General features: G+C 71.1%; 14 protein-coding genes. 10 read left to right on the top strand and 4 right to left on the bottom strand.

Going from position 1 to position 12,767, the window contains the following annotated elements; all coding sequences use genetic code 11:
- From puhA to DR046_RS05090, 8 genes are all read left to right on the top strand, one after another.
- Positions 1-759 (top strand): photosynthetic reaction center subunit H, encoded by a 759-nt coding sequence (gene puhA, locus DR046_RS05125; protein ID WP_115380656.1) that lies wholly within the window; start codon positions 1-3, stop codon positions 757-759.
- 24 nt (positions 760-783) lie between these two features.
- Positions 784-1,425, top strand: a complete 642-nt coding sequence (puhB, locus tag DR046_RS05120) for a photosynthetic complex putative assembly protein PuhB (protein WP_115380654.1) — start codon at positions 784-786, stop codon at positions 1,423-1,425.
- Positions 1,426-1,430: 5 nt separating this feature from the next.
- A complete protein-coding gene (puhC, locus tag DR046_RS05115; protein ID WP_115380652.1) occupies positions 1,431-1,898 on the top strand; it encodes a photosynthetic complex assembly protein PuhC in 468 nt (155 codons plus the stop codon).
- Between the two features lie 18 nt (positions 1,899-1,916).
- Positions 1,917-2,213 (top strand): O2-dependent cyclase accessory protein, encoded by a 297-nt coding sequence (locus tag DR046_RS05110; RefSeq protein ID WP_115380650.1) that lies wholly within the window; start codon positions 1,917-1,919, stop codon positions 2,211-2,213.
- Entirely contained in the window at positions 2,210-3,334 is a 1,125-nt protein-coding gene (gene acsF / locus DR046_RS05105; RefSeq protein ID WP_115380648.1) for a magnesium-protoporphyrin IX monomethyl ester (oxidative) cyclase, read from the top strand. The genes DR046_RS05110 and acsF overlap by 4 nt, the downstream gene beginning before the upstream one ends.
- A complete protein-coding gene (puhE, locus tag DR046_RS05100; protein ID WP_115380647.1) occupies positions 3,334-4,137 on the top strand; it encodes a putative photosynthetic complex assembly protein PuhE in 804 nt (267 codons plus the stop codon). The genes acsF and puhE overlap by 1 nt, the downstream gene beginning before the upstream one ends.
- Complete coding sequence (gene hemA, locus DR046_RS05095; RefSeq protein ID WP_115380645.1) at positions 4,124-5,338, top strand: 5-aminolevulinate synthase; 1,215 nt, start codon at positions 4,124-4,126, stop codon at positions 5,336-5,338. The genes puhE and hemA overlap by 14 nt, the downstream gene beginning before the upstream one ends.
- Before the next feature lie 83 nt (positions 5,339-5,421).
- Positions 5,422-5,892, top strand: coding sequence for a c-type cytochrome (locus DR046_RS05090; protein WP_115380643.1), 471 nt, complete (start codon positions 5,422-5,424; stop codon positions 5,890-5,892).
- On the opposite strand, the gene bchO is transcribed toward DR046_RS05090, so the two are convergent.
- From bchO to crtA, 4 genes are read right to left on the bottom strand one after another with little or no spacing between them, the layout of a single operon-like run.
- On the bottom strand, positions 5,889-6,752 hold the full coding sequence (gene bchO / locus DR046_RS05085; RefSeq protein ID WP_115380641.1) for an alpha/beta fold hydrolase BchO: 864 nt from the start codon (positions 6,750-6,752) through the stop codon (positions 5,889-5,891). The two genes, DR046_RS05090 and bchO, sit on opposite strands and share 4 nt — an antisense overlap.
- Positions 6,749-8,359 carry a magnesium chelatase subunit D gene (locus DR046_RS05080; protein WP_115380639.1) on the bottom strand — a complete coding sequence of 537 codons (1,611 nt, stop codon included), beginning with the start codon at positions 8,357-8,359 and terminating at the stop codon, positions 6,749-6,751. The genes bchO and DR046_RS05080 overlap by 4 nt, the downstream gene beginning before the upstream one ends.
- A complete protein-coding gene (gene bchI / locus DR046_RS05075; RefSeq protein WP_115380637.1) occupies positions 8,356-9,366 on the bottom strand; it encodes a magnesium chelatase ATPase subunit I in 1,011 nt (336 codons plus the stop codon). Before bchI ends, DR046_RS05080 begins: the two co-directional genes overlap by 4 nt.
- Positions 9,363-10,091 carry a spheroidene monooxygenase gene (gene crtA, locus DR046_RS05070; RefSeq protein ID WP_245190808.1) on the bottom strand — a complete coding sequence of 243 codons (729 nt, stop codon included), beginning with the start codon at positions 10,089-10,091 and terminating at the stop codon, positions 9,363-9,365. Before crtA ends, bchI begins: the two co-directional genes overlap by 4 nt.
- An 81-nt stretch (positions 10,092-10,172) precedes the next feature.
- Here crtA and DR046_RS05065 point away from each other — a divergent pair, with 81 nt between their 5' ends.
- Positions 10,173-11,738 (top strand): phytoene desaturase, encoded by a 1,566-nt coding sequence (locus tag DR046_RS05065; protein WP_115380635.1) that lies wholly within the window; start codon positions 10,173-10,175, stop codon positions 11,736-11,738.
- Positions 11,735-12,763, top strand: coding sequence for a 15-cis-phytoene synthase (gene crtB / locus DR046_RS05060; protein WP_115380633.1), 1,029 nt, complete (start codon positions 11,735-11,737; stop codon positions 12,761-12,763). The genes DR046_RS05065 and crtB overlap by 4 nt, the downstream gene beginning before the upstream one ends.
- Positions 12,764-12,767 lie beyond the last annotated feature (4 nt).

Genomic DNA, 12,767 nt, shown 5'->3' with positions numbered 1-12,767 from the left:
ATGGTGGACGCCTTTTTCGGAAACTTCGACCTCGCGAGCCTCAGCCTCTGGCTGTTCTACGGCTTCTTCGCGCTGCTGATCTACTACCTGCAGACCGAGAACATGCGCGAGGGCTATCCGCTCGAGAACGACGACGGCACGCTGGCGCCTAACCAGGGCCCGTTCCCGCTGCCGGGGCAGAAGACCTTCCTGCTGCCGCATGGCCGCGGGCAGGTGACCGTGCCCGACATGGACCCTGAGGGCCGCGAGATCGCGATGCGCAAGTCGGCCGTGCCGAACGGCTTCCCGTTCGAGCCGACCGGCAACCCGATGCTGGACGGCGTCGGCCCCGCCTCCTGGGCGCCGCGCCGCGACGTGCCGGAGCTCGACGGCCACGGCCATCCCAAGATCGCGCCGATGGAAAGCCTGGACGGTTTTCGCGTCAGCGCGGGCACCGATCCGCGCGGCCTGCCGGTGATGGGCGACGACGGCCTCATCGCGGGCGAGGTCAGCGACATGTGGATCGACGTCCCGGAGCAGTTCGTCCGCTTCATCGAGGTGGACGTGGCCGAGGCCGGCAAGCGCCTCGTGCCGATGCAGCTGTGCCGCATCCACGGCAACCACGTCGAGGTGAAGTCGCTCCACAAGGCGCATTTCGCCCAGATCCCGGCGACCAAGTCCCCCACGCAGGTGACCCTGCTGGAGGAAGACAAGATCAGCGGCTTCGTCGGCGGAGGCAAGCTCTACGCCTCGCTCGACCGGCAAGAGCCGCAGCTGTGAAGACCTGAGAGGGAGGACCGGCCCATGGACCATGACGATTTCGAACAGGAGCCCATCAGGGGCCTGCCGGAGATGCTGCCCGAGGGCGAACGCATCCTGTGGCAGGGCGCCCCCTCGGCCCGGGCGCTGGCGCGCGACGCGCTGCGCCTGCGCTGGGTGGCGGGCTACTTCGCGCTGTTCTTCGCCTGGAACACGGTGGTGCTGGCGGCAGGGATGTCATGGGGTCGGGCTGCGGCCGAGTCCTCCTTCTACCTCGTGCTGGGCGCGGGTTGCTGCGCCCTGCTCGGCGCCATCGCCTGGGCGCAGGCCCGGGCCACGGTCTACACCGTGACCGACCGGCGCGTGATCATGCGGATCGGCGCGGCGCTGACGATGACGCTGCAGTTTCCCTACAAGTGGGTCGGCTCTGCCGATCTCGTGACCCGTTCGGACGGGACCGGGACGATCGCGCTGCGCACGCTGGGCGAGACGCGGTTCAGCTACCTGCTGCTCTGGCCGCACGCCCGGCCCTGGCGTTTCGCGCGCACCCAGCCCGCCCTGCGCTGCATCCCCGAGGCGGCGAAGGTCGCGCGGCTGATCGCCGAGGCGGCGGGCGCCGCCCGGACGGTCCCTGTAATCGAACGCGATGCGCGGCCTGTCCCGGGCCTCGCGGTTCCGGCGGAGTAAGGCCCATGACCCCCGAAGCCCGCCTCCGCCACCGCGACCGCGAGATGATCCCCACCGTGCTGGTTCGCGCGATGGGCGTGCTCGTGGTCTCGGCGCTGCTCATCACCGCCTATGCCAGCTTCACCGACCGCCCGCTCGAGGCGATGCCGGCGCTCGACGGCGAGGTCGCGGTCGTGAAGCAGCGGCTGATCTATCTGGACGCCGACGGCGTCTCGGGCGCGGCCCGCGTGCTCGACGTCAACGGCTCCGTGATCGCCGACCTTGATCCGAGTCAAGGCGGCTTCGTCGCCGGCGTGGAACGTGTCCTCGCATTCGAGCGCAAGAGGAGAGGGGAGACCCAGGTGCGGCCGATCCGCCTGGTGCTCTACGAGAACGGCCAACTCAGCCTGCGCGACGACGTGACCGGGTGGCGCGCGGAGCTGGTCGGATTCGGGGCGAAGAACGCAGACACCTTCGCCAGACTGCTGAACTGAAATCGGGAGGAACGACCCATGGGATTTCTGACGAGAACACGCGAGGAGGCACCCTGCACCGTCACGGTGTCGCATCGCTTCGAGGAGCTGTCGGCGCATGTCCGCTTCGACAACGGCGCCGTGGTCCATCCGGGCGACGCGGTCGAGGTGCAGGGGGCCGAGATCATGGCGCCCTACGGCGAATGCATCGAGGAGCACCGCACCGCGATCATCACCCGCGCCTCGGGGCTGGAGCGGATGTGGACCCGCGCCACCGGCGATTTCGAATTCATGGAGCTTTGCGAATTCTCCTTCAGCGGGGAGGCGCTGTCATGAACGCCCCGCTCAAGCATTCCGCCGATGCCCGCACCGTCGAGGAAGCGCTCGGCGCCGACAACCAGAACGCGGTCATCGACAGCGAGACGGCGACGCAGGTCGCCATGTCGAACACGCTGCTGACGCCGCGCTTCTACACCACCGATTTCGACGAGATGGACGCGATCGACGTGACCCCCGTCCGCAAGGACTGGGATCAGCTTATCGCGCAGATGAAGGCCGACCCGAACCGGGGCCATTTCAAGAAGAACGAGGACTGGGACAAGGTCGACTGGGACGGGATGGACCCCGCCCTGAAGAAGGAATTCATCGACTTCCTGATCTCGTCCTGCACGGCCGAGTTCTCGGGCTGCGTCCTGTATAAAGAGATGAAGCGCCGGGGCTCCAACAGCGACATCACCACGCTGTTCCAGCTGATGGCGCGGGACGAGGCGCGGCACGCGGGCTTCATCAACGATGCGCTGCGCGAGGCGGGGATCGCGGTGAACCTCGGCTTCCTGACGCAGAAGAAGAAGTACACCTACTTCCGGCCGAAGTTCATCTACTACGCGACCTACCTGTCGGAGAAGATCGGTTACGCCCGCTACATCACCATCTTCCGCCATCTGGAGCAGCATCCGGAGCACCGCTTCCACCCGATCTTCAAGTGGTTCCGGGAGTGGTGCAACGACGAGTTCAGCCACGGCGAAGCCTTCGCCCTGCTGATGAAGACCGACCCGAAGCTGACCTCCGGCGTCAACGTCTGGTGGATCAAGTTCTTCCTGACGGCGGTCTACGGCACGATGTATGTGCGCGACCACCAGCGGCCCGAGTTCCACAAGGCGCTCGGCGTCGATCCGGACTGGTACGCCCATTCGGTCTTCACCAAGACATCCGAGATCAGCCGCCAGGTCTTTCCGATCACGCTCGACATCGAGCATCCGCGCTGGCAGCCCACGCTGGAGCGGCTCAACCGCGCCAACGTGGATCTGGCGAAGGCCGAAAAGAAGACCGGGCTCGCGCGACTGGTCGGCAAGGCCACGGCCTCCGCCCGCGCCGCTGCGGCTTTCGTCTCGCTCTACACCATTCCGGCGATCCGGCACGACGTGCCTGCGAAGACCCGGCTGGAGCCCGCCTACTGATGACCCTCGCCTCGCCCTGGATCGCGGCGCTGGTCGCCCTGTTCGCCTGGTGGGCCTCCACCGGGGCGATCCTGGTGGTCGTGCGCCGCGCGGACCGGGCGGGGCGGGACGTGGCGGCCGTGCTCGCGACGCTGCCCCTGGGGCTGGCCGGCGCGGCGGTCTTCTGGCTGACGCTGGAGGCGACCAGCGTCGCGGCCGCCTACGGCGCCTTCTTCGCCGCCCTCGCCGTCTGGGGCTGGCTGGAGCTGGCCTTCCTGACCGGCGTGGTCACCGGACCCTCGCGGCTGGCCGCCAAGCCCGGCGTCCCGGAATGGGAGCGGTTCATCCGTGCCTGGGGCACGGTGGCCTATCACGAGATGACCCTGACCGCTGCGCTGATCGCCATGGCGCTGACGGGCCAGGGCGCGGCCAACAAGGTCGGCCTCTGGACCTTCGCGATCCTCTACGCGGCGAGGATCAGCGCGAAGCTCAACCTCTATCTCGGCGTGCGCAAGGTGAACACGGAGTTCATCCCCCGCGCGCTGACCCATCTGCCCAGCCATTTCCGCGAAGCGCGGATCAACTGGCTGTTCCCGACCTCGGTCACGGCCCTGTCCTTCGCGGTGGCCTGCCTGCTCGAGCGCGTGGTCATGGCGGACATGGATGCGGCGCGGGTGGGGTTTTCCCTGCTCGCGACGATGTGCGCGCTCGCGCTACTGGAACACTGGTTCATGGTGGTCCGGTTGCCCGACGAGAAATTGTGGCGGTGGATGCTGCCCAAGAAAGAAGTCTTACTGGAGGAGGGGCCCGATGCCGTTCGATAAACTGTTCGAGGCACAGCTCGATGCACTCAAGGCCGAGGGCAACTACCGCTACTTTGCCGACCTGACCCGCAAATGCGGTCAGCACCCGCGCGCCAAGAACCACCATGACGGCGGTGTGCGCGACGTGACGGTTTGGTGTTCCAACGATTACCTCGGCATGGGGCAGCACCCGGACGTGGTCGCGGCGATGGCCCGGACGGCGATGGAATGCGGCACCGGCGCCGGCGGCACGCGCAACATCAGCGGCACCCAGCACCAGCATCTGGAGCTGGAGCAGGAGCTGGCCGACCTCCACGGCAAGGACGCCGCGCTGGTCTTCACCAGCGGATACGTCTCGAACTGGGCCGCGCTCAGCACGCTGGGCGCGCGTCTGCCGAACGCGGTGATCCTGTCGGACAGCCTCAACCACGCCTCGATGATCGAGGGCATCCGTCACAGCCGCGCGCAGAAGGTCATCTGGAAGCACAACGACCCTGAGGACCTCGACCGCAAGCTCGCCGCGCTGCCCGCCAACGCGACCAGGATCGTCGCCTTCGAAAGCGTCTACTCGATGGACGGCGACATCGCCCCCATCCGCGAGATCGTGGAGGTCGCCGAGAAGCATGGCGCCATGACCTATCTCGACGAAGTCCATGCCGTCGGCATGTATGGCCCGCGCGGCGGCGGCGTCGCCGAGCAGGAGGGGCTGATGGACCGCGTCACCCTGATCGAGGGCACGCTGGGCAAGGCGTTCGGAGTGATGGGCGGCTACATCACCGGCTCCGCCGCACTCTGCGACTTCATCCGCAGCTTCGCCAGCGGGTTCATCTTCACCACCGCACTCCCGCCCGCCGTGGCCGCCGCGGCCACGACCTCCATCCGCCACCTGAAGGTCAGCCAGACCGAGCGCGCGCTGCAGCGCCGCCAGGTGGAGCGGTTGCGCGCCCGGCTCGACGCCGAAGGCATCCCGCACGAGCACAATCCGTCGCACATCATCCCGGTGATGGTGAAGGATCCGGTCAAGACACGGATGCTGTCGGACTACCTGATGGACGAGTTCGGGATCTACGTGCAGCCGATCAACTACCCGACCGTGCCGAAGGGGACGGAGCGACTGCGCTTTACCCCCGGCCCGCGGCATACCGACGCCGATATCGATCATCTGGTCATGGCGCTGAAGGTGCTGTGGAAGCAATGCGCGATCGCGAGGAAGACGGCCTGATAGAAACCGCCATTGCTATTGGAAGACAGAGCCTGCCGATCTAGGTTCGGTTCCGGAACGAGACTCTAGGGAGACGTCACACCATGATCCGCAAGCTCACGATCCTCGCTGCCGTGCTGGCGGCGGGCCCCGCCCTCGCCGACAGCCACACCGCCGAGGTCGACCTGACCGCCACCGGCGATGTCTCCGCCGGCGAGAGCGCGTTCCGCCAGTGCCAGTCCTGCCATGTCGTCGAGAGCCCCGATGGAGAGATCCTGGCCGGCCGCGCCGCCAAGACCGGCCCGAACCTCTGGGGCGTCGCCGGCCGCACCGCCGGCACGGTCGAGGATTTCCGCTATTCCGACCTGATGGTCACGGCGGGCGAGATGGGCATGGTCTACGACGAGGCGACCTTCGCCAGCTACGTCCAGGACCCCACCGGCCATCTGCAGGAATTCACCGGTGAGAGCGGCCGGGGCAAGATGACCTACCGTGTCCGCAACGAAGAGGACGCCGTGAACCTGTATGCCTTCCTCGCCCAGTTCGGCGAGCAGGCAGAGGACAGCGGCTCCTAAGCGCCGCGGGCGATCACGCCCGACTCCTCAAGGAACGACAGCAGGGCCCCCGCCGCAAGGTCGGGGGCCTCTTCGTGCAGCAGGTGGCCGAGGTCGGTCTCGACGACCATCCGGGCGTCGGGCAGGCGCCGCGCCATGTCACGGCTGACGGCCACCGGGACCGTCCGGTCCCGGCCCCCGGCCAGCAGCAGGACAGGCGCGTGATGCTCCGGCGCGTCGCGCAGCAGGCCGTCCAGCGACCAGTTGGCCATCATGGCGAGCGCGCCCGCGACGTGCTTCTGGTCCGAGACGAGCCGGTGGTAGCGGCTCAGGGTGAGCGGATCGACCTGGCTGCCCGTCCCCTCCAGCAGGCGCCGCGTCCGCGAGGGCGTCGAGCCCAGGGTGAACAGTGGCACCGTGAGCGGGCTGAGCGACAGCGCCTTCGCCATGAGCGGGAACAGGAACCCCGCGATCCCGTCGAACATCTGGAACGCCCCGTTGATCGCCGCGACCGGGCGCTGCCGCCCGGCATCGAGCGACAGGCGCAGCGCCAGCGCAGCGCCGGCGGAATGGCCGACATAGGCGGCGGGCTCGACCCCGAGGGTGCGCAGAAGCGACGCGACGTCCTCGGCCATCGGATCGAGACCGGAGCGCGCGCGCGTCCCCATCCGGGTGAAGCCGTGGCCCGGCAGGTCGATCATCGTCAGCCGCAGCCGCTCCGCCAGCCTGGGGACGAGTCCGGCCCAGGAATGGGTCGCGGCCCCCGCGCCGTGCAGCAGCAGGACCTCGGGGCCGTTCCCGACCTGCTGGACGTGCCAGCGATGCGGGCGGCTCTCGACGATGCGGCCATGCTCGGCAAAAGGCCAGTCGGCGGGGATCATCCCAGGGCGTCCGCGACCGACCGTTCGAGGCGCGCCGCGTCGGCGCGGGGCAGGGGCAGGCAGCGCGCGCCCATCTCGGAGGCGAGGTCGCGCAGCGCGGGGCTCGGGCGGTTGCCCGCATCGATGACCAGCGCGGTGACGCCGGAGACGCGCAGCGCGCGGGCCATGGCCGTCGCGTCGCCGATGGCCGCGGCGCGATCCGCGTCGCCGGACAGGGCGACGTTCGGCCGTCCGTCGGTCAGCAGCACCACCGCCGGGTCCATGCCGCGCCCGCGGGCCTGCACCGCCTGCTCCAGCGCGGCGCGCAGGCCCGCGGCCAGCGGCGTCCCGCCGCCGCCGGGCAGGCCCGACAGCTCCTTCCGGGTGCGAAGCAGGGACCGCGTGGGAGGCAGCAGAAGCTCCGCCCCCGTGCCGCGGAACGAGACCAGCGCGACATGGTCGCGCCGCGCATAGGCCTGCCCGAGCAGCAGTTCGACCGCGCCCTTCACCTCCGCCAGCCGCGCGAAGGCGGCGGAGCCGGAGGCGTCGACAGCAAAGATCACCAACCGGTCCGACCGGGTCTCGTAGCGTCTGAGCCGGATGTCCTGCGCGCGGACCTGCACCGGATGGCCCGGTCCGCCGCCCCGCAGGCTCTGCCAGGGGGCCGCCGCGCGCAGCGTGGCGACGAGGTCGATCCGCGCGCGCCCGTCGGGCCGGCCGGGCCGCGGCGGCAGGGGCCGCCCGCGCCGGTTGCCCTTGCGCGCGGCCCCGGCGCCCATGCCGGACGCGCGCGGGACCGGTCCGGAGGCGAGCCGTTCCAGAAGATCGGGGGGCAGGCTGGCCAGCGCCGCCTCCAGCAGCAGGTCGCCATCGGGCAGGGCCTCCTGCCGCGGCGATGGGTCGGGGACTTCGTCCGGGGCGGGCTCGTCCTCGGCGCCTTCTTCTGCGGGCGGGGCCGGGAGTTGCGTCGCGTGCGGAGCCAGCGCGCAGGTGACGGCGAAGGCGAGGTCGGCCTCCGACGGCGCATCGCGCCCGTCGATCAGCGCCGAGGTTCGGGCGAGGCGCAGGGCGAGGCCGGCACGGCGCAGCGACGCGATGCCCAGCGCCACCGACAGCGCGGCGAGCCGGTCCTCGGGGTCCTCGGCGGCAGGACCCTCCAGCGGCGCGAGAGCGGGCATGTCGCCCGCACGCAGCCCCTCGAGATCGAGCGTGACGGCCAGCCGGTCGGCCAGCGCCGGGGCGAGCCGTTCCTCGGGCTCCGCACCCTCGTCGAGGGCGATCAGCGCGTGCGCTCCGCCGTCGAGCGCCTGCCCCAGCCGCGCGGCCAGCGCCGGACGGGCGCGCTCGGCCATGGGCAGGATCAGCGTCTCGGCGCGAGCGAGCAGCCCGCCGCGCCGCACCGCGCGGCCGGTGCGCAGCGTCTCGGACAGGTCGAGCCCGCCGAACAGCGCCTCGTCCCCCATCTCCGGGTGCAGCCGGGCCGCGTCCGGCAGGAAGTCCCGCAGGAGGCGCATCAGCCGGTCGCGCGCATCGCCCGCCCGCGCCCGCAGATGCAGCCCGCCCAGGCCCAGCGGGTCGCGGGCGAGGCAATGGGCGGCGCGGACCGCGACGGCCCAGCGGTCGGTCACGCCGGGACCTCCTCCGGGAATGCCTCGGCCAGGGCGCGGCTTATGCGGGCCGTGCTGCCCGCCTCGTCCAGCGGGTCGCGGCGCAGGCGGTGGCGCAGCGCCATCGGCGCGACACGGACCAGCTGCTCGCGCGAGGGCGTCCCGCCCTCGAAGGCGGCCAGCGCGCGGGCGGCGCGCAGCAGCGTCAGCTCTCCGCGCAGCCCGTCCGCGCCGAGGGCGAGGCACAGCGTCGCGCAATCCACGAGCAGCCCCTCGGGGGCTGCGGTCCTCGGCAGGGCGGCGCGCGCGGCGACGATCCGGTCGCGCAGCGCCTCCTCCTCGGCGGCCTGTGCGGCGGCGAAGGCGGCGCGGTCGCGGTCGAAGGCGTCGCGCCGGCGCAGGACGGCGACCCGCTCCGCGACAGTGGCGGGGGAGGTCACCTCGACCGACAGTCCGAAGCGGTCGAGAAGCTGAGGCCGCAGCTCCCCTTCCTCCGGGTTGCCGGAGCCGACCAGCACGAAGCGCGCGGGGTGCCGGATCGACAGCCCCTCGCGTTCGACCACGTTCTCGCCCGACTGCGCCACGTCGAGCAGCAGGTCGACGATGTGATCCTCGAGCAGGTTGATCTCGTCGATATAGAGATAGCCGCGATTGGCGCGGGCCAGCAGCCCCGGCTCGAAGGCCTTCTCGCCGCGGGTCAGCGCCCGCTCGATGTCGAGCGCGCCGGTCACCCGGTCCTCGGTCACGCCGAGCGGCAGGTCGACGACCGGTGTGGGCCGGGTGATCGTCTCGCCGACGGGGCCGGCCCAGTCGGGCACGTCGGCCTTGCGGGCCGAGTTGACCGGGCAGCCCGAGACCATCTCCAGCGGCGGAAGCAGGGCCGACAGCGCGCGGACGGCCGTCGATTTGCCGGTCCCCCGGTCGCCGAAGACGAGCACGCCGCCGATGCCGGGGTCGACCGCCGTCAGGATCATCGCGGTCTTCATCTCGTCCTGGCCGACGATGGCGGTGAAGGGGAATGCGGTCATGAAAGCACCTCGGCGGCTGGGCGGCCCTGCCAGACGCCATGGGCATCGGCGACGGCGAAACGGGCATAGAGTTCCTCGGCGAACCAGTCGCCCGCGCGTACCGCCTCGATGGCGGCGGCATGCGGGCCGGAGGTCCGGGCGAATCGGGCCATGGACGCGGCGTCCGGCCAGATCGAGAAGGTGACCTGATGCAGGAACGGCACCTCGCCCACGCCGATCTTGAGAAGGACGTCGGTGTTGTCGCCGATCCGGCGGGAGATGTCGGGGACCCGGCGCCAGAAGCGCAGCAGGTTCCCGGGCCGCACCGTCGCGCGGGTCAGCGCGGCCAGCGGGCCGGGACCTGGCCGCTCGCTCAGCGGGCGGAAGGGCGAGACGCCGGACCAGCGGCCCCGCGACGTCAACGGGTGGAGCGTCAGGGTGCAGATCTCGACGGCATGGCGGGCATAGCGGTCGAAGACGGGCGCGCGCAGCCCGCGCGCCGCGGCCGCCTCATCCGACCAGACGCAGAGGATCGCATAGACCGCGGTGTTCGGGATCGGCGTGAAGCCCTCGCCCATGCCCGACCCGAGAAGCTTCCAGAAGCTGAGTTCGGGGAGGCGCCGCATCGCGAGGCGTGCGAACCCCATCTGCGCGAAGGCCCAGATCCGGGCCGGGATCGGGCCGAACCGGAAGAGGCTTAGGGTCACGGTCTGAATGGTCCGGTCCTCGACGGAATGGGTTGCCACAGGGGGCTTGTCGTGTGTTACAAGATCACTGTAAACTCAATTAGACACTCCTGCCAAGTCATCCGAGGTAGTCGCGACCGCATGACACGTCACACTTCCTTCGAGCCCGAGACCCGTTCCCATGCCGTCGTGATCGGGGCCGGGCTGGGCGGCCTGGCCGCCGCCATGCGGCTTGGCGCGAAGGGCTGGCGGGTAACGGTGCTCGACCGGCTCGACATGCCGGGCGGGCGCGCCTCGGCGATCCACTCCGGCGGCCACCGCTTCGATCTCGGCCCGACGATCGTGACGGCGCCGCAGGTGTTCCGGAAGCTCTTCGCCGATTGCGGGCAGGATTTCGACTCGGTGGTCGATCTGATCCCGCTCGACCCGTTCTACACGATCCGCTGGCCCGACGGCTCCCACCTCGCCGCGCGCGCGGACGACGCGGATATGGAAGCCGAGATCCGACGTCTCTCGCCCGGCGACGTCGCCGGCTGGCGGCGCTTTCTCGACGACGCGGCCAAGCGCTATGTCGTCGGCTACGAGGGCCTGCTGACGAAGCCGATGCACCGCTTCGCCGAGACGGCGAAGGTGCTGCCCCGATTCGCGATGCTGCGCGCCGACCGGTCGATCCTGTCGCTGGCCCGGTCGCGGGTGAAGGACGAGCGGCTGCGCATGGCGCTGTCGTTCCACCCGCTCTTCATCGGCGGCGATCCGGCGCGGGTGACCTCGATGTATGCGCTGGTCAGCCATCTGGAGAAGACGCACGGCGTGCATTACGCCATGGGCGGGGTCGGCGCGATCGCGCAGGCGATGGTCGACGTGATCCATGCCCAGGGCGGAGAGGTCCGGCTGCGCACCCAGGTCGAGACCGTCCTGCAGGACGCGCGCGGCGTGGTCGCGGGCGTCCGGCTGGGCGACGGAGAGCGGATCGCCGCCGACATCGTCGTCTCCAACGCCGATGCGGGGTACACCTACGCGCGGATGCTGGGCAAGCGCCCGAGGCTCCGCTGGACCGACCGCAAGCTGGGCCGGGCGCGCTGGTCTATGGGGCTGTTCGTCTGGTACTTCGGCACCCGCGGCACGCGCGACATGTGGCCCGACCTGGGCCATCACACGATCCTGTCGGGCCCCCGCTATGAGGGGCTGCTGCGCGACGTGTTCCGGCGCGGGCATCTGGCCGAGGACATGAGCCTCTACGTCCACCGCCCCTCGGTCACGGACCCGAGCGTCGCGCCGCCGGGGGACGACACGTTCTATGCCCTCTCGCCGGTGCCGCATCTGGGCCACCGCGACCCCGTCAACTGGGTGCGCGAGGCCGAGAACTATCGCGCCAAGGTCCAGGCCGTGCTGGAGCGCGAGGTGATGCCGGGCCTCGGCACCCGCGTCACCGCCAGCATGTGCCTGACCCCGCAGGACTTCCGCGACCGCTACCTGTCGCCCCACGGCTGCGGCTTCTCGATCGAGCCGCGGATCCTGCAATCGGCCTGGTTCCGGCCCCACAACGTCTCGGAAGAGGCGCCGGGCCTGTTCCTCGTCGGCGCGGGCACGCATCCGGGCGCGGGGCTGCCGGGCGTCGTCGCCTCGGCCGAGGTGCTGGAGCAGGTCGTGCCGCCCGCGCGCGGCGCCGCCGCCTGGGGGGCGCCGCTGGCGCAGGCCGCCGAATGAGCGCGCGCGCCGACATGGACCATTGCCGCGAGGCGATCCGCACCGGCTCGCATTCGTTCCACGCGGCCTCGCGCCTCCTGCCCGGCGCGGTGCGCGACCCGGCGCTGGCGCTCTATGCCTTCTGTCGGCTGGCCGACGACTCGGTCGACGAGGTCGCCGACAAGGCCGCCGCCGTCCTTCGCCTGCGCGACCGGCTGGACGCCTCCTATGCCGGCCGCCCCTTCGGCGCGCCCGCCGACCGCGCCTTCACCCGCGTGATCGAAGCCTTCGACATGCCCCGCGCCCTGCCCGAAGCCCTGCTGGAGGGGCTCGCCTGGGACGCGCAGGGCCGGACCTATCCCGACCTGAGCGCGCTGCGCGGCTATTCGGCTCGCGTCGCCTCGGCCGTGGGCGCGATGATGTGCGTGCTGATGCGGGTGCGCGACGCGGACGCCCTCGCCCGCGCCTGCGACCTGGGCGTCGCGATGCAGCTGACCAACATCGCCCGCGACGTGGGTGAGGATGCGCGGGCCGGGCGGCTCTACCTGCCGACCGAATGGTGCGACGCGGCGGGGCTGGACCCGGCCGTCTTTCTCGCCGACCCGCAGGCCACCACGGCGGTGCGCGACATGACCCGCCGCCTGCTGGCCGAGGCGCAGAGGCTCTACCATCGCTCCGAGGCCGGGGTCCGGGCGCTGCCGCTCGCGGCGCGGCCCGGCATCCTGGCGGCGCGCTTCGTCTATGACGGCATCGGCGGAGAGGTCCGTCGCGCCGGGTTCGACAGCGTCACGCGCCGTGCCCACACGAGCGGTCGGCAGAAGCTGGGCTGGCTGGGCCGGGCGGTGGTGCAGGCGGGGCTGGTCTCGCTGGTCCCGCGCTCGGCGGTGCTGCACGCGCGCCCGCTGGACGAGGTCGCCTTCCTCGTTTCTGCGGCCAGCGATCCGCGCCCGGTCCAGGGCGGCTGGAGCGAGGAGGTGCTCGACGTCTTCGCCCAGCTCGCCGCGAACGATCGCGGCATGGACCGAACCCGCGCGCGCGCTAGCTGACCGC

It is taken from the genome of Jannaschia formosa (assembly GCF_003340555.1).
GTDB classification, from domain to species: Bacteria; Pseudomonadota; Alphaproteobacteria; order Rhodobacterales; family Rhodobacteraceae; genus Jannaschia; species Jannaschia formosa.
This window is presented reverse-complemented; position numbering and strand designations above follow the sequence as displayed.